The sequence below is a fragment of the Cellulosilyticum sp. genome, assembly GCF_982396655.1.
Genome location: NZ_CEVXFV010000044.1, coordinates 1 through 24,860, shown reverse-complemented (window position 1 = coordinate 24,860; position 24,860 = coordinate 1). Strand labels below are relative to the sequence as shown.

31 protein-coding genes are annotated in these 24,860 nt (G+C 32.7%); 29 read left to right on the top strand and 2 right to left on the bottom strand.

Features of this window, described 5'->3' with window-relative positions; genetic code table 11:
• Nucleotides 1–33: 33 nt before the first annotated feature.
• The 29 genes from AC1VAQ_RS15740 to AC1VAQ_RS15600 all read left to right on the top strand — a co-directional run bounded on the left by AC1VAQ_RS15740 (nucleotide 34) and on the right by AC1VAQ_RS15600 (nucleotide 22,287).
• On the top strand, nucleotides 34–453 hold the full coding sequence (locus AC1VAQ_RS15740) for a hypothetical protein (RefSeq protein WP_479904159.1): 420 nt from the start codon (nucleotides 34–36) through the stop codon (nucleotides 451–453).
• Between the two features lie 493 nt (nucleotides 454–946).
• Nucleotides 947–1,129 (top strand): hypothetical protein, encoded by a 183-nt coding sequence (locus tag AC1VAQ_RS15735; protein WP_479904158.1) that lies wholly within the window; start codon nucleotides 947–949, stop codon nucleotides 1,127–1,129.
• Between the two features lie 576 nt (nucleotides 1,130–1,705).
• The gene (locus tag AC1VAQ_RS15730) at nucleotides 1,706–2,062 is read left to right on the top strand and encodes a hypothetical protein (RefSeq protein ID WP_479904157.1); all 357 of its coding nucleotides are present in this window, start codon (nucleotides 1,706–1,708) and stop codon (nucleotides 2,060–2,062) included.
• Nucleotides 2,063–2,283: 221 nt separating this feature from the next.
• Nucleotides 2,284–2,457, top strand: coding sequence for a hypothetical protein (locus AC1VAQ_RS15725; RefSeq protein ID WP_479904156.1), 174 nt, complete (start codon nucleotides 2,284–2,286; stop codon nucleotides 2,455–2,457).
• Between the two features lie 122 nt (nucleotides 2,458–2,579).
• A complete protein-coding gene (locus AC1VAQ_RS15720) occupies nucleotides 2,580–3,041 on the top strand; it encodes an ASCH domain-containing protein (protein ID WP_479904155.1) in 462 nt (153 codons plus the stop codon).
• A gap of 244 nt (nucleotides 3,042–3,285) precedes the next feature.
• The gene (locus AC1VAQ_RS15715; RefSeq protein ID WP_479904154.1) at nucleotides 3,286–3,924 is read left to right on the top strand and encodes a tyrosine-type recombinase/integrase; all 639 of its coding nucleotides are present in this window, start codon (nucleotides 3,286–3,288) and stop codon (nucleotides 3,922–3,924) included.
• Between the two features lie 401 nt (nucleotides 3,925–4,325).
• Nucleotides 4,326–4,856: a hypothetical protein gene (locus tag AC1VAQ_RS15710; protein ID WP_479904153.1), complete on the top strand. Its 531-nt coding sequence runs from the start codon at nucleotides 4,326–4,328 to the stop codon at nucleotides 4,854–4,856.
• Nucleotides 4,825–6,630 (top strand): phage terminase large subunit family protein, encoded by a 1,806-nt coding sequence (locus AC1VAQ_RS15705; RefSeq protein WP_479904152.1) that lies wholly within the window; start codon nucleotides 4,825–4,827, stop codon nucleotides 6,628–6,630. Before AC1VAQ_RS15710 ends, AC1VAQ_RS15705 begins: the two co-directional genes overlap by 32 nt.
• A complete protein-coding gene (locus tag AC1VAQ_RS15700) occupies nucleotides 6,630–6,833 on the top strand; it encodes a hypothetical protein (protein WP_479904151.1) in 204 nt (67 codons plus the stop codon). Before AC1VAQ_RS15705 ends, AC1VAQ_RS15700 begins: the two co-directional genes overlap by 1 nt.
• Before the next feature lie 2 nt (nucleotides 6,834–6,835).
• Nucleotides 6,836–7,156: a hypothetical protein gene (locus AC1VAQ_RS15695; protein ID WP_479904150.1), complete on the top strand. Its 321-nt coding sequence runs from the start codon at nucleotides 6,836–6,838 to the stop codon at nucleotides 7,154–7,156.
• Between the two features lie 6 nt (nucleotides 7,157–7,162).
• Complete coding sequence (locus tag AC1VAQ_RS15690; protein WP_479904149.1) at nucleotides 7,163–8,641, top strand: phage portal protein; 1,479 nt, start codon at nucleotides 7,163–7,165, stop codon at nucleotides 8,639–8,641.
• The gene (locus AC1VAQ_RS15685) at nucleotides 8,625–9,227 is read left to right on the top strand and encodes an HK97 family phage prohead protease (RefSeq protein WP_479904148.1); all 603 of its coding nucleotides are present in this window, start codon (nucleotides 8,625–8,627) and stop codon (nucleotides 9,225–9,227) included. The genes AC1VAQ_RS15690 and AC1VAQ_RS15685 overlap by 17 nt, the downstream gene beginning before the upstream one ends.
• 10 nt (nucleotides 9,228–9,237) lie before the next feature.
• Nucleotides 9,238–10,704, top strand: a complete 1,467-nt coding sequence (locus AC1VAQ_RS15680; RefSeq protein WP_479904147.1) for a phage major capsid protein — start codon at nucleotides 9,238–9,240, stop codon at nucleotides 10,702–10,704.
• Nucleotides 10,705–10,758: 54 nt separating this feature from the next.
• Nucleotides 10,759–11,085, top strand: a complete 327-nt coding sequence (locus tag AC1VAQ_RS15675) for a DUF2190 family protein (protein ID WP_479904146.1) — start codon at nucleotides 10,759–10,761, stop codon at nucleotides 11,083–11,085.
• A gap of 10 nt (nucleotides 11,086–11,095) precedes the next feature.
• Nucleotides 11,096–11,365 carry a hypothetical protein gene (locus tag AC1VAQ_RS15670; RefSeq protein WP_479904145.1) on the top strand — a complete coding sequence of 90 codons (270 nt, stop codon included), beginning with the start codon at nucleotides 11,096–11,098 and terminating at the stop codon, nucleotides 11,363–11,365.
• 9 nt (nucleotides 11,366–11,374) lie between these two features.
• A complete protein-coding gene (locus AC1VAQ_RS15665; RefSeq protein WP_479904144.1) occupies nucleotides 11,375–11,992 on the top strand; it encodes a phage head closure protein in 618 nt (205 codons plus the stop codon).
• Nucleotides 11,989–12,372, top strand: a complete 384-nt coding sequence (locus tag AC1VAQ_RS15660; RefSeq protein WP_479904143.1) for an HK97-gp10 family putative phage morphogenesis protein — start codon at nucleotides 11,989–11,991, stop codon at nucleotides 12,370–12,372. The genes AC1VAQ_RS15665 and AC1VAQ_RS15660 overlap by 4 nt, the downstream gene beginning before the upstream one ends.
• Nucleotides 12,369–12,698 carry a hypothetical protein gene (locus tag AC1VAQ_RS15655; RefSeq protein WP_479904142.1) on the top strand — a complete coding sequence of 110 codons (330 nt, stop codon included), beginning with the start codon at nucleotides 12,369–12,371 and terminating at the stop codon, nucleotides 12,696–12,698. The genes AC1VAQ_RS15660 and AC1VAQ_RS15655 overlap by 4 nt, the downstream gene beginning before the upstream one ends.
• Before the next feature lies 1 nt (nucleotide 12,699).
• On the top strand, nucleotides 12,700–13,287 hold the full coding sequence (locus tag AC1VAQ_RS15650; RefSeq protein WP_479904141.1) for a major tail protein: 588 nt from the start codon (nucleotides 12,700–12,702) through the stop codon (nucleotides 13,285–13,287).
• Between the two features lie 17 nt (nucleotides 13,288–13,304).
• The gene (gene gpG, locus AC1VAQ_RS15645) at nucleotides 13,305–13,601 is read left to right on the top strand and encodes a phage tail assembly chaperone G (RefSeq protein ID WP_479904140.1); all 297 of its coding nucleotides are present in this window, start codon (nucleotides 13,305–13,307) and stop codon (nucleotides 13,599–13,601) included.
• Nucleotides 13,576–13,761, top strand: coding sequence for a hypothetical protein (locus AC1VAQ_RS15640; RefSeq protein WP_479904139.1), 186 nt, complete (start codon nucleotides 13,576–13,578; stop codon nucleotides 13,759–13,761). The genes gpG and AC1VAQ_RS15640 overlap by 26 nt, the downstream gene beginning before the upstream one ends.
• A 37-nt stretch (nucleotides 13,762–13,798) precedes the next feature.
• Nucleotides 13,799–16,711, top strand: a complete 2,913-nt coding sequence (locus AC1VAQ_RS15635) for a phage tail tape measure protein (protein ID WP_479904138.1) — start codon at nucleotides 13,799–13,801, stop codon at nucleotides 16,709–16,711.
• Nucleotides 16,712–16,721: 10 nt separating this feature from the next.
• A complete protein-coding gene (locus AC1VAQ_RS15630; protein ID WP_479904137.1) occupies nucleotides 16,722–18,644 on the top strand; it encodes a hypothetical protein in 1,923 nt (640 codons plus the stop codon).
• The gene (locus tag AC1VAQ_RS15625) at nucleotides 18,598–19,680 is read left to right on the top strand and encodes a hypothetical protein (protein WP_479904136.1); all 1,083 of its coding nucleotides are present in this window, start codon (nucleotides 18,598–18,600) and stop codon (nucleotides 19,678–19,680) included. Before AC1VAQ_RS15630 ends, AC1VAQ_RS15625 begins: the two co-directional genes overlap by 47 nt.
• Nucleotides 19,677–19,928, top strand: coding sequence for a hypothetical protein (locus AC1VAQ_RS15620; RefSeq protein WP_479904135.1), 252 nt, complete (start codon nucleotides 19,677–19,679; stop codon nucleotides 19,926–19,928). Before AC1VAQ_RS15625 ends, AC1VAQ_RS15620 begins: the two co-directional genes overlap by 4 nt.
• Nucleotides 19,925–20,779 carry a hypothetical protein gene (locus AC1VAQ_RS15615; RefSeq protein ID WP_479904134.1) on the top strand — a complete coding sequence of 285 codons (855 nt, stop codon included), beginning with the start codon at nucleotides 19,925–19,927 and terminating at the stop codon, nucleotides 20,777–20,779. The genes AC1VAQ_RS15620 and AC1VAQ_RS15615 overlap by 4 nt, the downstream gene beginning before the upstream one ends.
• A gap of 13 nt (nucleotides 20,780–20,792) precedes the next feature.
• Nucleotides 20,793–21,029 (top strand): hypothetical protein, encoded by a 237-nt coding sequence (locus AC1VAQ_RS15610; protein WP_479904133.1) that lies wholly within the window; start codon nucleotides 20,793–20,795, stop codon nucleotides 21,027–21,029.
• Nucleotides 21,030–21,122: 93 nt separating this feature from the next.
• The gene (locus tag AC1VAQ_RS15605) at nucleotides 21,123–21,632 is read left to right on the top strand and encodes a phage holin family protein (protein WP_479904132.1); all 510 of its coding nucleotides are present in this window, start codon (nucleotides 21,123–21,125) and stop codon (nucleotides 21,630–21,632) included.
• Complete coding sequence (locus AC1VAQ_RS15600; protein WP_479904131.1) at nucleotides 21,592–22,287, top strand: N-acetylmuramoyl-L-alanine amidase; 696 nt, start codon at nucleotides 21,592–21,594, stop codon at nucleotides 22,285–22,287. Before AC1VAQ_RS15605 ends, AC1VAQ_RS15600 begins: the two co-directional genes overlap by 41 nt.
• Nucleotides 22,288–22,660: 373 nt before the next feature.
• On the opposite strand, the gene AC1VAQ_RS15595 is transcribed toward AC1VAQ_RS15600, so the two are convergent.
• Together AC1VAQ_RS15595 and AC1VAQ_RS15590 are read right to left on the bottom strand one after the other, a co-directional pair.
• Nucleotides 22,661–23,737 carry a hypothetical protein gene (locus tag AC1VAQ_RS15595; RefSeq protein ID WP_479904130.1) on the bottom strand — a complete coding sequence of 359 codons (1,077 nt, stop codon included), beginning with the start codon at nucleotides 23,735–23,737 and terminating at the stop codon, nucleotides 22,661–22,663.
• Nucleotides 23,738–24,337: 600 nt separating this feature from the next.
• Nucleotides 24,338–24,775 (bottom strand): helix-turn-helix domain-containing protein, encoded by a 438-nt coding sequence (locus tag AC1VAQ_RS15590; protein ID WP_479904129.1) that lies wholly within the window; start codon nucleotides 24,773–24,775, stop codon nucleotides 24,338–24,340.
• Nucleotides 24,776–24,860 lie beyond the last annotated feature (85 nt).

Sequence of the window (24,860 nt, the reverse complement as noted above, 5' to 3'; positions counted from 1 at the left end):
TAAGTGCTTATTTACAAACAAGGGGGACAGGAAATGATATTAGAAAAGGACATTATAAGAAAGATTGAATATTACTTTTATAATTATGAGCAAGAACATGAGCAACTTGAAATTTTAACAGAAGATATTATTTATGGTGTACAGACTGGATTTGTAGAAGGAAGCAGAGGAAATGCCATAAGTAATAAAACAGCAAATAGTGCAATGGAATTAATGGATAAGAAGAATATTGAAAAAGAACAATGGTTAGATGTTGTTAGTAAAACAATAAATAGATTTAAGAATACAGAGTATGAAGGTATATTTAATTTGACTTATAAAGAACAGTATCGTTTGCCTAAGATCCTAAGAGTATTGGCAATAGAGAAGTCATGTTATTACGACAAAAGAAATGACATTATATTGTATGCAGCATTTAAGGCAACTGAAAAAGGTTTAATTAAGATTAAATGATATTGGCAGAACTAAATGAAATCAATTGGTGTAATGGGGTGGTTATGTGATATTAGTAACAGAGTTAGCAGAAAAACATGCTAGAGTTTTAATAGAGTTAATGGATAATAAATCATTTAGAAGTTAATAAAACAAAAATATACCTAGTATGTCATCTAGGTATATTTTACAAGGATGCTTTTCGCTAGAGTTTCACTAGCTCATCAGTAGATTAAATCTATAAGCAAAGAGTAGTGTTAAGACCTAAAAAGGCCAATATGTTACAAATAAAGCTATTTAATAGACTAGTTATGTTAAAAAAAGTATTCATATTACATCCCCTCCACAGTGACAAAATGACATAAACAACATTAACGATAAAACAGACTAAAATTAAGGATGTAACACTACTCTTAGAAAGCAAAATTAACTTAATATATAGATTATCGGTAATTATTTTAATTAGTTAATGCTAAATTGAAAAAAATAAGAACTTTATAAGGATGGGAAATGAGTGAAAGAACTATTAAAGGAGTTAGTTGAATTAATGGAAATTGATTATACTTACACAAATACAGCTTGTGGAGAAGATATGAGTAGCCATTGCACAGACTGCGTAAACTATAAAGATTGTAAAGCTAGGTATGATAGAGTGTTGAGATTTAGAAGCTTAAAAGAGAAAGTTGATAAGTTATAAAATCCAAGTTTAAGAAGGTGATCTGTTGGATAAGTAAACAAGGAAAACTGAATGGAGTATTATATAAGCAATCAGGTAATTTAATACCAACAGCATTTTTTGAAGCAATATTTGAACAGCTTCTAGCATAATAGCAAAAAGAATACTGATAGATAAGTATCAGTATTCTTAGCCGTATATAATATGTATAGACATTCTAGTACAGTGGAACTGGCAGTAATATGATTATTATAATTATTATTATTGTAATAACTACTCTTCTCATCGCGTTTACCTCCGTATTCATATATTGCCTTATTTATGGAAATAAATAAATTTAATAAGGTTACTTCTAATACAAATAAGCTTCTAATGAAGCATACATATTTTTCTGAAGGTATATGTTTTTTATGAGAAAAGTAAAATTAACAAGTAAAAATTATGTTAAATAAATAAGAAATTGAAAGGGTGAATATAGTGAGGATTACAAAGAGACAAAGAAATCGTAGAAGAGCATTGGCAAGATGGAACAAATTTTATTTACATCATCATGGGTTTTTAATTGAATTATAAAATCCAAAATTGAGAGGTGATAATGTGAAAGTAGTTTTAAAAATAAAATCAAAAGCAGAGGAAAATGAAGAATACAAAGTAAGCTATTGCCCTTATTGTGGGTCAGAGGTTTCAGAAACAGAATGTGAAGATGAGTTTGAATGCTGCGTATGTGACACTACTTTTTATGTGAATGAGGAAAATGAAAGAGTGTTTGAAGTTGGTACAGCAATAGAAAATAATCATGGAAAAATGATATTTAACAAAAAATTGCTAGAAAATGCAACATATGAGGAAGCTTACATTTTCGCAAGAGATAATAGCGAAGGAACAACATTAATTCTATATAATACAAAAGATGATAGCAGTGAGTTGTTCGAAGATGGAGAATGCCTTAATTAAAAAACGCTGGTAATTGATGTTTTGTAGGAGGTAAACACGAAAGTAAAAGAACTTATTGAAGAAATAGAAAAACAAGGATTAAGCGATGATGCAGAAGTATTTACAGTTGATTTAAATGGTGATGAAGTTGATGTTACTGGTGTAAAGAGAGATGGTGAATACTTAAGAATTGATTATAAGAGAAATTATTAAATAAAATTCGACTTTAAGAAGGTGATGCTATGAAAGAGATACGATTCGATAAAGCTATTAATGGAGTATGTTGCTATATTACTATTGATAGATGGTATAAGGTTGAACAGGAAGGTAATTTAAATTATAAGATTATAGATGATAGTGGAATTTTAGCTAGTTATCCTAAAGCATGGGTAGAAGAAACAAGAAATATAGAATGATTGGGTGAATGAAATGAAGTGTAAATTATCTATATGTACATGTAATATAAGAGGGATATGTGTTTATAGAGGTAAAGTGGCATTAAAGTGTATTAGGATAGCAAGGAGAGCAGGTGATATTAATGAAAGCCATAACACTTTGGCAACCATGGGCGAGTGCAATAGCTCTAGGATATAAAAAGTTTGAAACGAGGTCATGGGCTACGAAGTATAGAGGAAGTATAGTAATACATGCAGCGGCTAAAAAATTAACAGCATATGAGATGGCATGTTTTAATGATGGATTATTAGAAGATACATATATTTATAAAAAAGATGGTATATATTATCTTTCAAGAAATAAAGAAAGTCATGAGCTAGTTTTATCTAAAGTCGTAGCCATTGCGGAAATAACTAATTGTATTCCTATTACAGAGCAGTTTAAGAGAATACTTTCAAAAGAGGAATTAAGTTATGGGGATTATTCTACAGATGGAAAACAAAGATTTGCATGGCAGTTAGAAAATGTTAAACCACTTTTTAATTCAATAGATATAAAAGGTCAACAGGGATTGTGGAATATAGAGAATATAAATTATGAGTAGTGGAAAAAAAAGAGAGGAAAATAAAAAGGGGAATTTTTTAGAAATATGTATGATAGAATGATAGTGTCCAAATATCAAAGAAATTCTCCCAATAAAAGTACTAGATAAGTTGATTGTCTAGTACTTTTTAATTTGGATGCATTGTCAGTGTTTTAATCGTTATTGTATTTATCCTGAAGAGGAAAAGGCAGCAGTTAGTGTGCAGACTGTTGTCTTTTTAATTTGAGTAAAGGTAGGTGAATGCATGGGAAGAAAGACACAACCAATAAAAGATACGAAGCAGCTCTTACGTTTTCTTGATTATCTTGAGGAAACAGATAAACCCATGTATGTACTTGCATCTATCATGCTATATACAGGATTTAGAGTCGGTGATGTAAGAGATCTTGTGGTTGGTGAAGTAAGAGGAGATGTACTGGCCATTAATGAGAAGAAGACCAGGTATCTTGAAAGATTGCACAAGAAAGATTTAAAAGCAAAAAGAAAACATCCAAGACAACCTAAACCAATACGAGTTATTACAATACATAAAGACTTGAAGCGTATACTCAAGGAATATACTTATGGAAAACTTAAGAGTGACTTATTATTTCCTAGTCCATTTAATCCTAATAAAGCATTGTCCTATTCACAAATTAATAGACGTTTACAATGTGCAGCTTATGCAGTAGGAATAGATAAGTTTGCAACACATGTATTAAGAAAGACAAGCTTTTATAGGATATATGCGAAGAATAATAATATAGCAGAAGTACAGAACTTTGCAGGACATGGTTCATCCAAAGAGACAGCTATGTACTTAGGTTTAGATGATGATATGCGACAACAATCTGTTATGGAGATGGATGATCTTACAGAGTTAAGAAGGAGAAATACATATTAAAGAAGGAATTTTTCAAATGCATCATTTTAAGTGATGATAAGCATTGAAGAAATAGGAAGTAAAAGAAAGTCTAAGTTATCAATAGTTTGATGATGATATATGAAATGCAATAGACCTTAAACATGATGTGCATTTCAAAAAATAAAAATACAAGGCGTAAGCCATTGATACACAAGGGATTGATATGGTTTTGATTAAATACCTCTGGAAAAGGTACTTTCTGGGTGGATGGGGGCATCGAGGGTCCGAATCATCGCACCATTTTTCTGGGTATAAAAATTTTTGTAGCTAGGTTAAAATGAGGAAATACAATTTGCATATATAAAGTTGTGAAACTGTTGATAATCAAGGGATAGATTTTGGGAAATATTTTGTAATATTTTTACCTAGGAGGTGATAAGGTGGCAGCTGGAAATATGGTAAAGAAAATAGGTGGTAAAACTTGCCTATCTACTAGCCTTATAGCTGAGGCATTTGGTGTAACGTCAAAAGCAGTTAATAGCTGGGAAAAGAAAGGGTGCCCCAAAATTGCTCATGGGTATTGGTATCTTCCAGATATACTGAAGTGGAAAGATGAATGTAATAATAAGGTTGAAGTCAATGATGATATTGAAAAGATGCCTATTAATTATCAAAAGGTGTTTTATGAGACGCAACTCAAGAAGGCACAGACAGAAAATGCAGACCTCAAAAATGCTATTGCAAGAGGTGACTTTTTATTAAAGACAGAAGCAATTGCAGACCTTGAAAAGTTCTTTATAATCTTTAAGCGTTCAGCTATGGGATTGGTAAGTAAAATAGGTGTAGATATTGCACCTTATTTAGATCCAACGGAGGCAAGACGGGTGGAAGCTAAAGTTAGAGACACAATTAATGATGCCTTAGAGCAATTTAGTGAAAATGGCGTCTACAAAGCAAGTAAAAAAAGATGAGATAAGCCCATGGATTCTGGAGGCATTAAAAGTACTTAAGCCACCCGAAAAATTAACTGTCTCAGAGTGGGCTGATAAATATAGAATACTTGGAGATAAGACAAGTGCAGAGCCTGGGCGTTGGAGTACTAATCGAACACCTTATTTGCGTGGGATTATGGATTCTTTTACAGATGTAGAAGTTGAAGAAATTATATTTTGCAAATGTACACAGGTTGGTGGTTCTGAAGCTGGTAATAATATGCTAGGGTATATTATTGCTCAAGACCCAGGACCTACATTAGTTGTATACCCAAATGATGACCTTTCAGAATTTACAAGTAGTAAAAGGTTACAGCCTATGATTGAACTTTCACCAGTATTAAAAGAGAAGTTTATGAAAAATGAAAGTAAACTTCAAGAACTTAACTTTACATCTATGTACATTGCACTTACTGGTGCTAATTCAGCAGCTGACCTTGCAAGTAGACCTGTAAGATATGTTATCTTTGATGAGATTGATAAGTATCCAACGAATACAGGAAAAGAAGCTGACCCTATTTCACTTGGTACTGAACGTACTAAGACATTTGCAAATAATAAAAAAATATTTAAAACATCTACACCCACACTAAAACGTGGTCCTATATGGCAAGAGTGGTTAAATGCTGATAGTCAATATAAGTATTTTGTACCATGTCCACATTGTGGAGAGTATCAAACATTTACTTTTAAGCAAATAAAGTTTGATAAATCCACACCTGAAAGCGCAAGATCTACAGCTTATTATGAATGTGAAAAGTGCCATGAGAAGATACATGATGCACATAAGCAGCAGATGTTACGTGATGGCAAGTGGGAAGCTATAAAAAAAGGTGGAAAGCGTAAAATAGGTTTTCATATTAATTCAATTTATTCGCCTTGGATACGCTTTGGAGATGTTGCCTATGAGTTTATTGCTTCTCATAATTATCCTGAAAAGCTTATGAACTTTGTTAACTCATGGCTTGGTGAACCTTGGGAAGATGTTAAGCAGAAAATGGATAGTGACATTGTTTATGAAAGGCAAAGTGAATATACAGAAGGAATTGTACCAAACGAAGCAATTCTACTTACTGGTGGTATAGACATACAGAAAGATTGTTTTTATTTTACAATTCGTGCATGGGGGTATCATTTAACTTCATGGAATGTACTTCATGGGAAGGTAGACACATGGGATGATTTAACATACATTTTTAATCAAACCTTTTCAAGTCCTAAAGGAAAAGAGTACCTTGTAAGTTTAGTCGGTGTAGATACTGGATACAATTCAGAAGAGGCTTATGAATACTGTTTAGATAATATGGAATGGGCAAAAGCTGTAAAAGGATCAAGTGTTGAAATTTTACAGAAGTATCGTAGGACAACAATTGATAAGTTAGATAGTAAGGCCTATGGTATGGAGCTTTATATTGTAGATGGTGGTAAGTATAAGGATATGATTTCTACACGTATGGCCAAAGAAAATGGGATTGGTTCTTGGATGGTTTATGATGGTGTAGATGAAGATTATGCGCAACAGATTACATCTGAGGAAAAGGTTACTGAGCGAAAAGGTGCTAGAGAAGTAAGTGTATGGCAAAAGAAAACTTCACATGGTGATAACCATTACTTGGACTGTGAAGTTTATGCAATGTGTATGGCCGATTTACTTCATGTAAGGTATATGGTACCAGAAACAACTAAGAAGCAAGATGAAGAAGTGGTACCTTCTGAAGATGGTTGGTTAAATAATACGAAAGGATGGATTTAATGGATACAACTCAAAAACTTTCACAATTAAATAATGCTATTGCAGCTATAGAAGGTGGGGCACAAGAGTATCGTGTAGGTAATAAAAGTGTACGTAAAGCAGATTTAGGGACACTTTACAATGAGCGTATACGGTTAGAGCAACAAATACGTGATGAAAATTCAAGTGGTGGGATTTATGTTGCTGCATTTGATAGGAGGTAATTATGCATAAAGGTATATGTCGGTGTGATAAGTGTAATGCTGAAATACAAATTAAACCTCAAGTAAAAAAGAATGGTGATTTACATATTAGTTATTTTGAATGTCAAAAGTGTCATGAAGAGTATGTCATATTAGTAACAGATAGTACACTTAGAAAAATGATTCAACAGACGGAAGAGGCACGTTTAAAAGCTATGCGTAATAATTTTAATAGGGCACGTTTCGAGAAGCATATGAAAATATATAAGGCACTTCTAGCAAAAAGTGAGCAGTATAAATTACAAGCTAAGTTAAATGAAAAATATTTAAGTTTAAGGGGATGATAATAAATGAATTTCCTTGATAAGTTTATAGGTACATTTTCGCCTAGAAGTGCTTATGAACGTATGGTATGGCGGGAAGCTATGCGTAGTTATGATGCTGGGAGTAATGATCGATTAAATGGTGGATGGACACAAGTAAATGCAACAGCAGAACAAACGGATAGATATCAAAGGGATACAATAAGAGCTAGAGGAAGAGACTTAGAACGTAATAGTGATATTGTAGAAAGTGTTATTAGTCCATTTGAACGTAATGTTATTGGGACAGGAATTATGGCACAAGCCAAAGTTTTAAAAGATGATGGAAGTGAGGATGAAAATCTTAATCGTCAAATTGAAGAACTTTGGAAAGAGTGGTGCATGGCAAAAAATTGTGATGTAACAGGTCAACAATGTTTTGATGAGTTTCAAGCAATGGCTGTAAGAAGACTTAAGGTAGATGGTGGTATATTTTTCATAAAGGTTTACACCAAGGATGGTATATTACCATTTAAACTACAAGCAAAAGAAGTGGATGAGTTAGATACTTCATATTCTTTAATAAGTTGTGAAAAAGGCAATAGGATTGTGGATGGAATTGAACTAAATTCCTATAACAAACCTGTTGCCTATTATTTTAAGCAATATACACCAGATGGATTTTATACAGGAAAGACAGAGCGTATTGAAGCACAACGTGTTATCTTTTTATGGCGTAAGAAAAGACCGAGCCAAATTAGAGAAGTATCTGAGTTAGCAAACACGTTGCCTCGTGTAAAAGAGGTTAATGAGTTTGTGGAGGCTGTAAGTGTTAAAGAACGTATTTTAGCGTGCTTATCTGTTTTTATTACAAAGCAAACACCTAATTTACCAGTAGGTAGAGGAAATGTAGATAAGAAAAGTGGTTATCAAGTGCGTACAATTAGCCCAGGTATGATTCAAGAACTTAATCCAGGGGATAAAGTTGAAACAGTTAATCCAAGTGGGCAAGCAAGTAACGCACGAGAATTTATAATGTCGCAACAACGCATGGCAGGAGCAGGTCAAGGTTTATCTTATGAGGTGACAAGTCGTGATATGAGCCAAGTTAACTATTCTTCAGCAAGGCAAAACTATCTTGAAGACCAAAAGACTTATCAGATGATGCAGAAATTTATTATAGACCATTTCTGTCGTGAAGTTTATACAGAGTTCGTTATTTCAGCAGTTCTTAAAGGAGAACTGTTAATTAAGGACTTTTGGGAAAATAAGCGTAAATATTTACGTCATGAATGGATTACACCAGGTTGGAGCTGGATAGATCCTTTAAAAGAAACAAATGCCAATGTTACTGGCATGAATGCAGGATTCAACACATTAAAAGATATTTGTGGTGCCCAGGGCAAGGACTGGAAGGATGTGCTTGCCCAAAGAAAAAAAGAACAGGAGTATGCTGATGAGCTAGGACTTAAGCTTACAACAACTGTTAATCAGGAAGGAGATGAGAAAGATGAAGAAAAAACCTAAAATTGGAGAAAGTCAACAGAGAACGTTAGGTATGGCTGTAAGAGAAATTAATGAAGATGAAAGACGTGTAAGAGTTTCTTTTTCTTCTGAACAACCTGTAAATCGTTGGTATGGTCAAGAAATATTATGTCATGATGCAGGGTGTATGGACCTTACAAGACTTACTGAAATCGGTGTAAGTCTTTGGAATCATAATCGGGATAAGGTTATTGGTCGCATTGAAAATGCAGTATGTAATGATACTGAAAAACGTGCTTATTGTGACATTATCTTTGATGATGATGAGGAAAGTGAAAAGATTTACCAAAAGGTAAGAAGTGGTACATTAAAGGGTGTGAGTGTTGGGTACCGTGTAGATGCTTGGGAAGAAGTACGTGTAGGAGGAGTTTCTTCTAATGGACGTTTTAATGGTCCATGTGAGGTAGCTGTGAAATGGGCGCCTTATGAGGTGTCAATTGTATCTGTTCCAGCTGATGATTCAGTTGGTGTGGATAGAACATTAGAAGATGCGCCAGAGTGTGGCGGAGAAGAACGTAGTCTTACGTTTTTTGAAAGACAACTTCAAATAAATAAAAATTTACTTTAGGAGGCTAAAAATGGGTAAAAAAGAAATGTTACAACAGATGGTAAGAATGCAAGAATTACTTATTAATGCAGCAAAAGACGGTAAAAGAGATTTAACACCTGCAGAGCAAGCTGAATTTGATAATTTACAAAGAAATATTGAGACTTTAAGACAAGAGATTGCTAATGAGGAAGGTAATACTGGTTTAGATCCTAATCCTAACGATTCACAACAACGTGCCATGTTAGAAGAAAGACAACGTATTTCTAGTATTTATAAGATTTGTGAAACAGCAGCTGAAAGAGGTATTGATATTAGTGCTAATGAATTTATTGAAAGAGGCACATCTGTAGAAGAAGTAAATAAAGAGTTACTGAAACGCTTTATGGAAAATGGCTCACCTACTAACTCAGGCATTAAAATAACTACAGATGAAGCTGATAAATTTAGAAGTGCTGCCAGTGATGCTATTCTGATGAGAGGTGGTATTACACTTGTAAAGCCTGCAGAGGGGGCTAGGGATTTAAGAGGCATGCGTATTCGTGACCTTGCAATTGAATGTGCACAAAGAGCAGGTGTCTCAAATGCACAACGTTTAAATGATGATGAGTTATTAAGGCGTGCTTTATCACCTGATAGCCAATTTGGTGCTATTTTAAGTGATACAGTAAATAAATCAATGGCAACAGCTTATAACGCACAATCAACTACATATCAAGCTTGGACTGGTGTAGGTAGTGTAACAGACTTTAAAGGTGCTACACATTATCAAATTAGTGAGGGTGGAAACCTTGAGAAGATGACACAAACAGGTGAATTCAAATTTGATGAAATGAGCGATAGTAAAGCCACACGTTCTATTGCAACATATGGTAAAAAGTTTGGTTTTACACGACAAGCTATGGTAAATGATGACTTAGGCATTTTAGTAAGAATCCCACAAGCTTATGTACGTTCATCTGTAAGAGGTATCAATAAGTTGGTTTATGATATTCTTAAAGCTAATGCTGCTATTTATGATGGAAAAGAATTATTTTCTTCAGACCATAATAATTTAGCTCAAACAGGCGGTGCAATTACAGTTGAAACACTTGCAGTTGCTAAAGCAGCAATGCGTAAACAAACCAACTTAAGGGGTATTGAAAAGTTAAATATTCAACCTAAATTTTTAATTGTTAGCCCTGATAAAGAAGTAGAAGCAATGAGACTTATGAACTCAATTGCAGATCCATCACAAAACAATGCTAATGTAACCAATGTATTTAAAAATGCACTTGATATTGTAGTGGATGCAGAACTAGAAGGTAATGCATGGTATTTAGCAGCATCACCAGCTGATATTGATACTATTATGGTGTCATACTTAAATGGCGATGCAATGCCTAAACTTGAAAGTAGAATTGGTTTTGATTACTTAGGTATGGAATGGCGTATTTATATGGATTATGGTGTAGATGTTCTTGACTTTAGAGGACTTTATAAAAATGGCGGTAATTAAGCACTTTTAAGGTGCTTTTTTATTTTATAAATATTTATACAGGAGGTGCCTAAGATGGCGAATTTTATTCAAGATGGTAAGATTATAGACTATAAGAATACAGGTACAACAACTATTTTATATGGTGACATTGTAACAATTGGCACACGTGTTGCAGTTGCTATGGAAAGTATTGCACCAGGTCAAACAGGTGGTATTCGTATGGAAGGTGTCTTTGAAGTAGATGCCTTAACTACTGAAGTCTTTAGTGTAGGTGATACTGTTTATTTGGATGAATCAAACAAAGCAACTAAAACAAAAGGTAGTTTAACTGTGGTGATGGGATATGTGGTACAACCTAAGGCAAGTGCTACTGCTAAGGCACAAATTAAAATAGGGTAGGTGATAAGCTGTGGTTAAATTATTTGTATCAGTAAATTACAAAGGCGTAATTTATGAACCAGGTATTGCTTATTTTGATCCTAACTATGAAGAATTACTTATTGCAAATGGTAATGCAACCTTTGATATTGAAAGTCAGAAAGGAGATGAAGAAGTAACATCTTTTAATGCTTATGATAAAGAGGAAGATGCTGAAGATGAAACGCAACAAGATAAGAATGAAAAAGAAGAAAAGCCTAAAACTACTAGAGGTTCTAAAAAATCTATAGCTAAAGAGTAGGTGGAGAGCATGTTGAAGGATATTATTAATCAAGATGTTCAAAATGTATTTTTTAATTTAGATGAGCTTGCAGAAATGCACCGTATTGGCGATAAGTCTGTGCGGTGCATTATTGATGATGATAAGTTATCAGATATTGCAAAGAAATATTATGATGGTACATTTACAGCAGAAAAGCTTATCTATATCAATGAATTAGAAATAGATAGCGTACCTCATGTGAATGAAAGTATTTTATTTGATGATGAAATCTATCCAGTTTACTCCGTATCGTCTGAATATGGCATGTTAGAACTGATGCTTAATAAACCACTTGGTAAGCTTGATAAACCAATTATTATCCAGCGTGTGATTGGTGAAGAACGTATTAATGGTTTCCCAGTTAAGCAATGGTACAATGTACATCAATGTAAAGCGTATATTCGTACAATAACTGGAGATGAAACATTTAAACGAGGTACAGAGGTAGCCACTTCAAAGATTCTTATTAAGATTGCATATACTGATGTAAATATTGATGAGGATATGCGTGTACTGTACAGAGGAAAAACATTTAATATTAGGCAGGTAGAAAATATAGAAGAGAATAATACGTTCATTGACTTAGTGTGTGAGGTGATTAAATGAGCTTAGATATTGAAGGCTTAGATAGTTTAATGAAAACTATTGAAAACGCAGGTAAGAATATTGAAAAGGTACAAAATAAAGCATTGAATAAAGGTGCTGACATTGTACTTAAGGAGCAACAACGTACAGTTAATGTTGATACAGGTGCTACACAAGAATCATTAATGAAAAGTGGTGTGCGTACTGAAAAAGGTGTAAAGAAAATATGGGTAGGGGATGTGAAACGTAAAAGAGGTAACATCCCCTATTATCTTGAATATGGGCCTATTGGTAAGAAGAAAAGGAAGTTTCCTTTTATGCGCCCAGCACTTCGGAATAAGAAAGTAGAAGTACTTGAAGCTGAAAAAGAAGTTTTTAGAGAGGAGCTTTTTAAACAATGAATGAACTAATTGAAAAGGCACTTTCTGAACTTGATATTACAGCTGACTATTTAGAAGCCAGAGAAGATAAGACTGATCCTTATATTATTTATTCTGAAACATCTAATACAATAGATAATCATAGTGATGATGAGTGGGATAGTCGTACACATTATATTGATATTGATTTGATTACAACAAAGCCGTGGTTTAAAGAAAAGTATGTAAAACTTATAGAAGAAAAGCTAAAGGCAGCAGGTTTTGGGATTGGTTCACATGGACCTGATTTATATGAAGATAATGTTTTAAATAAAACATTAGAGTTTATTTATGAGGAGGAGAAATAATATGGCAATTGTAGGTTTAAAAGATGTTGTATATTGTATTATGACAGATGAAGAAGCAGAAACATATTCAGAAGAAGTTAAAACATTAGCTGGTGCTATTGATATGAGCATTCAACCAAGTGTAGATGTTGCAGAATTATATGCAGATGATGGACTTGATGAATCAGTAAGTGAATTTAGTAAGGCTACTATTGCATTCCAAGTAAAAGATATTCCAACTGAAGTTAAATGCGATTTACTTGGGCATACATATTCTAAGTTTGGTGGGGCTGTAAAGAAAGGCACAGACCAAGCACCTTATGTAGCAATTGGATTTAAATCTAGACTTTCAAAAGGTGGTTATCGCTTTAAATGGCTTACAAAAGTTAAATTTACACTTCCAGATGAATCACATAAAACCAAAGGCGAAAAATTGGAATTTCAAACGCCTACAATTAATGGTACTGCTATGCGTAGAAAGCGTGATGAAGTATGGGAAGATGAAAGAGATACGACAAATACATTATTTACAGAAGCAAAACAACAATCATATTTTAATAAGCCTTATGAATTAGAATTTGATGAAGAAACCCAGTCAGTAACTGAGTAACAAGGGGGAAATATTGGATGAGAATTGTACTTAGAATTGAGAATGAAGATAAAGAATTTATATCAGACTTTATTCCAGGTCGTGTTTTTAGAGAAGCAGTAAAAGCACAGAGTATGTTACAAAATAGTGATAAGTTAACAGATGAAGAGATTGATGGACTTGTTATGTTGGTTGTAAATACATATGGTAAACAGTTTACTGTAGACCAGTTCTGGGATGGTATTGATGCACGAGATGTTATGACTACTATTGTAGATACTGTTCTTGGTGCACTTCAGCGTGTAAATGATGGAGGAAGTGAAGACACACAATGATAAGCCCCCTGAAGATGTAGTGAAAGACATTTATGTAGCGCTTATTCAACAGGGGTATAAGTTAAATGAAATTGATGAGATGGATATAGGATATTACTTTGATATTATGCAATATGTTTCAAATAACAATTATAAAAGGGTGTATATAGATGAAATTTAGTCTATATGCACCTTTTTGCTTGTAAAGGAGGTGTAATATGGCTGATGAAGCAGCAGGATTAGTTGTTAAACTCGCTATGGAAAACGGTTCATTTCAAGAGGGTATTAATGCTATGAATCGTGAAATGAAAGTACTTCAAAGTGAATTTAAAGCAGCAGTTGCAGGTAATAAGAACTTTGAAAACTCATTAGATGGGTTAGGATCTAAAAGTGAATATCTTAATAAGGCTATTCAAACACAAGGGAACATTGTAGAAGCTTATAAGAAAAGGTTAGATGGTACCAAAGATGTTATGGCCAATTTAGTTTCATCGAATCAAGAACTTAAGACTAAAGTTGAAGAAGCTAAAAAGGCATATGAAAATAGTGTTGAAACACTTGGTAAAGAAGCAGATGCTACAAAGACGCTAGAAAAGGAACTTAAGAATTTAGAATCACAGTACACAAAGAATGAAACAAGTATTCGTCAAACTTCAGCTAGAATTGATAATCAAACCATTGCTTATAATAATGCAGTTGCTGGACTTAATAGATTTGAAGGTGAATTAAAAGACACACAAGCAGCAATGGAAGCAATGAAAAATAGTGCAGCACAAGCAGATGATAAGTTAAATAATATGGGAAGTAATAGTAGCTCATTTGGAAACTTTAAAGATAATATTATTGGAGCAGCTAAAGAAACTAAAGTGTTTGGTGTAAGTCTTGGGGACGTAGGAACACTTATGGGTGGTGGCGCAGGTGCAGCTGCTGTATTAGGTGGTGCAGTATCAGGACTTACAACCAAATTTGTAGAGTTAGTAACAGCAGGTATTCAAAAAACTGTACAAGCACTTGCTGATTTTACAAAGTCTATTTTTACAACTGGTGATGCTTTTTCAGCACAGGTGTCACGAGTGCAAGCTATTAGTGGCATGACGGGTGCACAAGGAAAAGAGTTACGTGATTTAGCAGTAGAACTTGGAGCAGCAAGTGTATATAGCTCTACTGAGGCGGCTAAAGCTTTAGAGTATGCTGCACTTGCAGGTTGGAAACTTAATGATATGGCTTCAGGTATGCCGGGTATTCTTAATTTAGCAGCTGCTTCTGGTGAAGAACTTGCAACTGTATCAGATATTGTAACAGATGCATTGACAGCACTAGGGGAAGGAACAGATCAAGCAGGAAGGATGGCTGATGTATTTAGTGCTGCAATGTCAAATAGTAATACTAATGTTGCTCAGCTTGGTGAAGCTATGAGTTATGCAGGACCTGTAGCTGGTGCATTAGGGTATAGCATGGAAGATTGTTCAATAGCTATTGGCTTAATGGCTAATTCAGGAGTAAAAGCATCAACAGCAGGTACTGCACTTAGAAGAATGTTTACCCAAATGCCTGGTGGTCTTCACCTTGCTTCTGAATCAATGGGAGAAGTTACAATTGCAACAGAAAATGCAGATGGTACAATGCGTGAGTTAGGTGATGTAATTGCTGACCTTAGAAAAGCTTTTAGTAATATGACAGATGCTGAAAAAGCAATGAATGCTGAATCAATATCAGGGAAAGAAGGTATGTCAGGATTACTTGCAGTTGTCAATGCAGGTGAAAAAGATTTTAATAAGCTATCAGAGGCAATTTATAATAGTGCAGGTGTAGCTAATAATATGTCATCAACTATGATTGACAATGTTGATGGATTAAAGGAAATGATTTCTGGTAAGTTTGAAAGTATTAAATTAAGTATTTATAGCATTTTTGAGCCTATTGAAAAATCATTTCTTAAGATATATGATGCCTTTTTAGGTGTAAGTGAAAAGATATGGAACCATTTAGGAAAGATACTTTCAAGTATCACTGGCCTTATAGAACCATTTGCAAATATGTTTGTATCTGCTTTTAGTGTTATTTCTGATACAGTATTTACAGTACTTGAACCAGTTTTTTATTTAGTTGAAAAATTATTAGGGGCGAGTCTTGAAAATTTACAAGGAATGGCCAATGGTATAGTTAAGATATTCCAAGGATTAGGTAATGTAATTAGTTCTGTTTTAACCCCACTTATAAAGGTCGTTGAAGCAGGAATTGATTTACTGACAGGAGATTTTGAAGGTGCAGCAGATAAAATAAAGAGCATATTTGGGAAAGCAAACTCAGATATTGAAAAAGATGGTGTAACCCATAACGAAGCTATGGCAGCTATAGCTAGGGATGGAGAAAGTGACATTAATAGTGCTATTGAATCTGGTTGTGAAGAAAATAGAGGAATTTTTTCAAATATGTACAGTGCAATTCAAGATCTCACAGATGAACACTATAACTCACTTAAATTAAAAGCAGATGCTTATAATAATAACTTATCTGCTTTGGATGAAGCTTATGAGGAGTATAAAAATGAAAAGCTATCAGAATACGAAAAGAAGATAACTGAACGTTATAAAAATGAAACACTTGAACAAAAGAAGCAAAATGCAATTAGAATGCAACAGTATGAAGAAAGGCTTAATCAAGAAATTGCACGAAATAAGGCTGCTGAAGAGAGCAAGTATGCCAACTTATTAGCAGCTGAGGAAAAGGCTACTACAGCTAGAATTAAATTGAATAAAGAGGCAGAAGAAAAAATTACAAAGGCAACTCAAGAGGAAGCTAAGAAACGTCTTAGCCTATGGGAAAAGTTATCTAATACTATGAAGAATGTATTTAGTAGTAGCTCATCAAGTAATAGTGGTAGCATTCCAGCGTATGCAAGTGGTACAAAATTTCATCCTGGTGGACTTGCTTTAGTTGGTGAAAAGGGACCAGAGCTTATTAATTTAAGTCGTGGTGCAAGTGTAATTAATAATAATCAAACAACTCAGCTACTTAATAATGGTGCAACTGAGGCATTACTTAGTACGTTAGTTGGAGAAGTTGCTAATCTTAATAAAGTTATTAAGCAACAAAGTTTTGAAGATACGAGGATGATTCAGATGGGATAGGAGTGGACGTATGGCAACAAGTACATTAAAAATATATGCTGACAGGTGTACGCAATCGGATGGTAATGCAGAAGGCAATGAGGTAAGTAATACTTTTAGGGTAGATTATAAAACATATACAGATGTTCATTTTACTATTCCTAGTGAAATAAATAGCTATTTAATAAAATCATTAAATGTTTATCTTGCTCTTGGATATGCTAATGGGGCAGGGTACTATTGTAATGTTATTGGTGAAGGTATAGATAGAACGCCATCATTCAATAATAAAGAGTATACGGCTATTACACCTAATGCCAGCAATATTGATAAGTATTATACTACCAAAGAGTTAAGCTATAAATTTGATTTTTATTCACAATTCCCAGTACTATATTTTGGAGATAATATAAGTAAAAATCCTCCATATATTGAGATTGAATATATTGAGCCTAAAATATCTAATTTTACTATAAGTGGTAGTAGTATTGATAGCAATATTGTTTGTACATGGGAAGCAGAGGATATTGAAACATGGGAAGTGCAGGCAATTCAAAATAATATTATTGTAAGTAAAATTACTGGAACAAGTGAGACAACATGTACATTTCCAATTGGAACATTTTCAAACTCTGGGACAACACAATTTAAGATTGTTGGTTATGGTAGTGGTAATAGCATAGAAGATATTCAAACAGTAGATTTGATACAAACAGTACCACAAATTATTGCTATTGAGCCTAATGGTGTTTTAAAGCTATTAACTAATCCAATAGATATTGAATTTACAGGTACGAATATTACAAGTTTTGTAATGAATGTTTATCAAAATAATATAAATAAATTTACATTTAGTGGAACGACAGAACGTAAAGCTACAGTAATAGCAAATGTATTTTCTAGTGGAACTGTTACAATTGAAATTGTGGCCAAATATGTATGTGCTTACTATGAGACATCTACGACACGAAGTGTAACATTTACAGCTTATGGTCCACCACCTAATCCAATACTAAATATAGAGTCAACTTATAATACACCTTTCCCATTGATTAAATGGTCATCTAGTGAGCAACTTTCATATCAGATAAAAATAGATACATTAGATACTGGAGAAATATATAGTAATGATAAAATGTATCAAGTTAATGAAGCATTGACCAATTATACTTATTATGCAGTAAGTTTAAGAATTAAAAACCAATATAATTTATGGAGTGAATGGGTAACATCTACAATTTATATTGACTTTGCTGAACTATCACAACCTGAATTTAATATTTATGCAGATACTGAACAAGCGTGTATTGTAATTAATATTCAAAGTCCAGAAGATGTGAATTTTTGTTATCATGAGGTGTATAGGCGTGAGTCTAATGTATGGGTAAAGATTGCAACTGATATTGAAAGAATTGGTGAGTATAAGGATTTTGCTTGTGCAAGTAATATTACATACGATTATAAGGTTAGGGCTATTACAACAGTAGGAGGCTATACAGATAGTTTAATAAAGGAAATGCAGTGTAATTTTAAAGGAAATATACTTTCGGTACCATTTACAGATGTAACTTTTAATGTGATACATTCGAAGGAAGAGACAGGCATACAAAAAAGTACATCATTATTAGTTGATAGGAAGTTTGTGGTATATTGTGGTTGTGAAAAACCTAAAGAAACACGAGGACTTACAAAGTATAGACAATTTAGTTTATCAACGACATTTAAAACACTGGAAGATTATCTTGAATTTGAAAAGCTTACAAGTGAACGAGTTGTACTTTTTAGAGATAATAAGGGCACAAAAGCTTATTGTAGTCTTGCTATTACAGGTATTACAGATGAAAAAACATTTTATGCGACTGTAGATTTATCGCTTACAGAAGTTTATTACAAGGAAGGTGATTATAGTGAAGCTGAATCAAGACCTTTACGATTTATTGACGAAGAGTGGTAGGACAGAATGGTATACCTATCAGCTATTAAATTACAATGATGAGTATATACGTGATTTAGATAACTGTGAAAGTTTTACGCTAGACTATAATGCCTTTACCTCTTTAAAGAGCAGTATTAATTTATCTATGCATGATGATCCACAGATTAATTTACTGACAGATAGAATAAAAATAATTATGCATATTGAGATTAATAATACTTTATTTGACTTCCCTCTTGGTATTTACTTAATGTGTTCACCAGATTGTACACGTAATGGTAATAGTAGTGAATATGCCTACGATACTAGAAGTGTGCAACTTTATAGTAAGCTAAAAATATATGAAGATGATAAGTGCCTTCAAGATTATGTTATACTTGCAGGTACCAGTATAGATGATGAAATATTAAGATTACTTGGCACGAATAAGGTAAACATTCCAAAGACAGGACGTTTGATGACACAAGATAAGGTGTTTTCCATTGGTACAAAGTATCTTGAAATTGTTAATTATTTACTCGATATATTAAATTTCACATCACTTGATGTAGATGGTGATGGTTATTTTTATGCAAGTGAATATGTGCTGCCTACTGAAAAAGAAATTGAGATTTATTTTACAGATGATGAGAATCAATGTATTGAGGAGAGCTTTGAAGAAAGTTTTGATACATTTGATGTACCAAATGTCTTTATTGGCTATTGTAATAATGTAAATGGTGAAATGCTTAATTATACATACACTAATAGTAATAGTGAAAGCCCAACAAGTACTGTGAATATGCATCGGTCAATTTGTACTGATGCAACACAGTTTGATAACTGTGAAAGTTTAATTGACTTACAAGCTAAAGTGAAACGTTGGGCAAGTGAAAATACTACTAGATACAGGAAGGTAAAATTTAATACTATGATTATACCTGTATGGAGCTATATGGATTGCATAGCATTAAAAAATAAAAAGTATAATGGAAAGTTGACACGTACATCAATTCGTATTGAATCTAAAAATCGAACAATGACACATAGTGGAAGGGAGGCCATAGCGATATGAATGCAGCATCTATTTTACAACGTGCTCAAGAGTATACAAATAAGGTATTTAAGCAGAGTAAATCAGAACAAGCTATTGTTCAAGAAATTCAATCTGATGGAAAGATAAAAGTGCTTTTTCCATGGCAGAGCACCCCCAGTGAAATATATTACCCAGTATTAAAACATGTAGTAGTAGCTACTGGTGATCGTGTACTTATGCGACCACTTGATGGTTCTTATATATGTGAGGGGGTAATAACAAGATGAGTTTAAGCACTAATGATTTTAGTAAATACACCAATGATATACAGGTACATAAGGTTAAAAAATCAAATCTACCAAGTAAGGTAACTGGTAAGCATATGTATTTTATAGATAATGAGGATGGTACATACAGCGTTGGCGTAAGCGCTAGTGATGGTACTATAAAAATTTGCTCTGATAATACAGATAAGTTACAAGAACAAATCAATGTTTTAAACAGCAATATTGAAAAATTAGGCATTCCACATGTTCTTGCATCAAATGGTGGAGATGCTAATGAGTTAAAGGATACTTGCAAAAGATTTATCTTTAACTTTATAAATATTCCTAGCGGAACAGACTATGGCTTAATTGAAGTTTACAACTTGCAATCAGGTGGATTTTTACCATCTCCTGAAGCTGTTATTATTCAGCGTTTTATTAGCTGGTACACTGGTGATATATACACAAGAGTATATAGAAAAAGTGGTGATGCATATAAATGGAGTATTTGGAGAATAAATGGGATTAAAAGAATAGAAATTGCTCAAAATACCGATTTAAACAATTTAAAAGAATTGGATTATGAATGGGTAACTGGTAGCAATGCTATATCGTATACTTGTCTAAATACACCATATGCAAATATCCCATCGTTTAGTGTAAGAAATTATCCATTAACTTATGGTGAAGCAGAATGCTATTTTAGGCAAGAATTGAAATCTTTATCTAATGAAATGTGGTATAGAGATTATGATACTTATTATAAAACATGGAGTAGCTGGAAGCAGGTTGTTACAAGTGATGTATTAACATCTTTGCAAACAAGAATATCAGATTTAGAAACACAATTATTATCAATACAAGCTGAATAGGAGATGATTTATTATGGTTAAACCATTATTAGAACAAGGAATTAATGTTGAAGAGATTATTAAAAAGTATGATGATACAACAGCATGGGGGCGCATTGTTACACGATGTGCTAGTAGGGATATGCAAGAGAGATGTTACTTTGAAGATAAACTTATTAGCAAATCTTCTAGCACTGAAAATGATGCAGCTATGTTAGAAGAAGTTCTTGATCTTGTATATAACTACAAAGAATCTATAGAAGAAGCTTAATAAAAGAATAATTTGTAAGGCATAAAGGAACACCGTGTAGGTGTATTTTTTATGCCTATTTTAACTTAAATTAAGCATCTAAGGAGACTAAGCATGAAACAAGATCTTGTACTGGGTTTAATAAATGATTTAAGAGGAGTGAAAGTAATGAAATATGTTAATGATTTTACAGTGGTTATGGGTGTAGTAATGGGAGCAGTTGCCGGAGCATTGGGAGGGTGGGATGCTACTATTAAAACGCTAATTGTACTTATTGTCTTAGATTATGTTACAGGATTTATAAAAGGAATCTACAATAAAAATTTATCTAGCGAAGTAGGGTTTAAAGGTATTTGCAAAAAAGTTGTAATGCTTATAAGTGTAGCTGCTATTAATAGCCTACAAAATGGTTTAGGTATTTATAATATTCCCGTTAGGGAAATATTCGTAATGTTTTTAGCGTGTAATGAAGGTATTAGCTTATTAGAAAATGCAGTTGATTTAGGTGTACCAGTACCTAAAAAGATAGTTGATAAGCTTGTGCAAGTTAGAGATGATTTATTTGATAAAGAAGAGGGTGTGGATGAAGATGGAGATACAGGAGAAACTATTAACAAAAAATAGCTACTCAAGACCAGGTACAGCCATAGGAGCTATCAAAAAGATTACTATCCATTGGGTAGGCAATGCAGGATCTAAAGCGATTAGTAATAGAAATTATTTTGAAAGTCTAAAAGAAGGCAAGAAAAATGCCTATGGTAAGTACATATATGCTTCTAGCCATTATATTGTAGGGCTTGAAGGTGAAATCATTCAATGTGTACCACTTAACGAAGTAGCTTATCATGGCAACTCCCACAATAATTTCGCTATTGGTATTGAGGTGTGCCATCCGGATTGGGGTGGTAAGTTCGCAGAAGCTACTTATAAGAGCCTTGTTGAATTAGTAGCAGAATTATGCACTAAGTATAAATTAAATCCTCTAAGTGATGTTGAGAGACACTACGATATAACAGAGAAGGATTGTCCGCACTATTATGTTGTAAATGAGAGTGCATGGAATGCATTTAAGAAAGATGTTGATATTAAAATGAAAGAGGGCGATGAAGTGGTTAAGCAGGAAGAGATTAATGTAAATGGTGCAAATGTACAATGTGATGTAATTATGAAAGATGGCATTACATACATGCCTATGCGACAAATAGCTGAGATACTTGGGGCAGAGGTTACTTACGATAGCAAGACAAAGAAAAAAGGAATTAAAATAGCTAGGGCTTAGGCTCTAGCTTTATTTTTTTATCCAAAAACAAAGGCGGATTTTATTAGGTAAATATGTGTAACATACTATTACATTGTTAATAATATATATTGACAAATTGCTTTTGAAAAGTATAATTTAATAAAAGGAGGAGTGACTATGCTGATTTTATATAAGATTTTAAGCAGTATAAGTATATTTTGCTTGATATTTAGTTTAATATACTTTTTATTTAAATTTATGTGTAAAATAACTAGATTAAATAACATAATACTTTTTAATACATTTTATTTAGATGATATAATCAGCAGTGTTACTAGTCTAATATTGATAGCAGTTTTTATAAGTATAAATCCTATATAAGAAATAAGACAGCCTATGACTGCCTTACTTCTTATATAGGATTTATTTCATTTTCAGTTTGTATTGTTTGTGAATAAGATACAGATGGTGCTTCTAATTGTAGATTATTCTTTAAAGTATCAATTTCTTGTTGAAGTTTTTTGAGTTCTTCGTCACCTTCATTTGATTTTAATCCGTCTATAAATGTACCTATAGAGTTTAATAATCCTGGTAATCCTTCTGTAGAAATATCAATACCTTCTTTTATATTGATAGATACACTTCCACCAAATAATAGAGAACCAACAAGACCTAGTATTAACATTTTCTTAACGGCTCCCTTGAATTCAATAGGTCCTTTTGATTGGACATTAATTTTTAGGATTATATCATTAATGTCTAGATTTAATTCATGATAATTATTATTTAAGTAATCGATAAGGTGGTTATAAGTATTTAAAAAACTAAGCATGTCTGCATAAGGAATATTTGTCTTTTTATGAACCTTGTAAGTTAGGTGGGCTGAATTATTTTTAATATAGAATTGATAAAGTGTACGGTCAATAAATGATTGATATGGATTAGCATCTACAATAGTATTGTGAGAGTAAATAATTTTATATAGGTATGGGTCTAAATCAGTTCTCTTCACATATTTAATCCATTTTACATCACGTCGTTTACTCAATAATGTTTTGCCACTATCCTCATCTCCAGAAAGAAATGCTTCAAAAGGATCTTGCTCATAAAGATAAACTTCATCAGATAATATTTCTCCAAATGCTAATATTTTTGATTGTTCATTTGGGATAATTACGATATCACCTTTTTTAAATGAGATAACGAATTTTTGTAAATTTGCTACTGCAGATCCAGGTTGTTTACAGTCAGGGTACTTTTCTAAAACTAGCTTTTTAAGTTCTTCAGATTTACTAGTATCTTTTATTAACTCAATATCATTAATTTCTTCCCATTCTATAGCAATGTAATTACCAAAGAAGAAGTCATCAAAATATGTACCACCCTGTGTTCTAAGAAACCAATAATTTCGATTCTCATCTATCACAGGAATACCTAGTTGGTTTAAAATATTACAATCATTTTTGGATAAACATAGATTGTCAGACATAAAACACCTCCTATTATATTGAATAATAAGATTATACAATCTATAATTTTATTATTCAATATAATTATAGATTGTATATGTTAGTTCTTGTAAAAATAAATTTATATATTGCTATAAGCATATTAAAATAATAGTTTTAGATAAGGTCGTGAGAATATGGCCTTATTTTTATGAATAAATTAATAATGTATAGGTAATACTTCACATTATTAAATAATAAGGAAGTGTGCATATGAATATAGCTAGAGCACTAACATTATTATTCTCAGGAATGCTTATAGGTGGAGGACTAGAGATGTTAATAATATGTATTCAAATATATAAGGATTTGTAATAGAGACTTTTTAAAGATTGCATATATAATTACATCATGGACAAACTAGTAATAGGTGGTTGGTAGTTCCAAAGCACGTTCATGAAGAACATTGTTGACTAGTGAATTGTTATATACGTATTCGGCTGAAACAATTCCAAAGTAAAAAATTCTAGCGATAACAGCAAAACTATCACTGGATAGATTTCTAGGACCTATCCAGTTATACATATAAAAATACCGTCTGAAATGTTACTATATGTAATAATTTATCCCCAAGGAAGTGATTACCTTGGGGATTTTTTTAATTGAAGTATTTTTTTAATAATAGAGGTATTAGGTAAATGTTTGCCTATTTCCCATTCACGAATTGTATTAGCAGCATGAATATTTAAGAGCTTAGCAAATTGACTACGAGATAAGCTTAATTGTTCACGTAATGCTTTTACTTCATCTTTAAAGTGAATGATTAAATAGATATAGTCATCATAAAGTCTTTCTGGAGCTATATTCATGTACTTAGCCAGTATATTTATTTCTTCGATTGAAGGATAAGTTTGTCCAGCTTCATAACGTGAAACAGTAGATTTTGAAACATTTAATAAGGTCATAATCTCTTTTTTTGAGATTAGTTTTTCTGATCTTAAAGTATGAAGTTTATAACCGAATGAAGTAGTGTCACTATTAATATGTGCTGTATGTGTTGTAAGAGTATCATACTTCATGAGTTCTCTATACGACACTTTGTAGGAATTGCATTTAATATGGCAATTTCATTCATTTTCATAATATCACAATAACGAATATGGT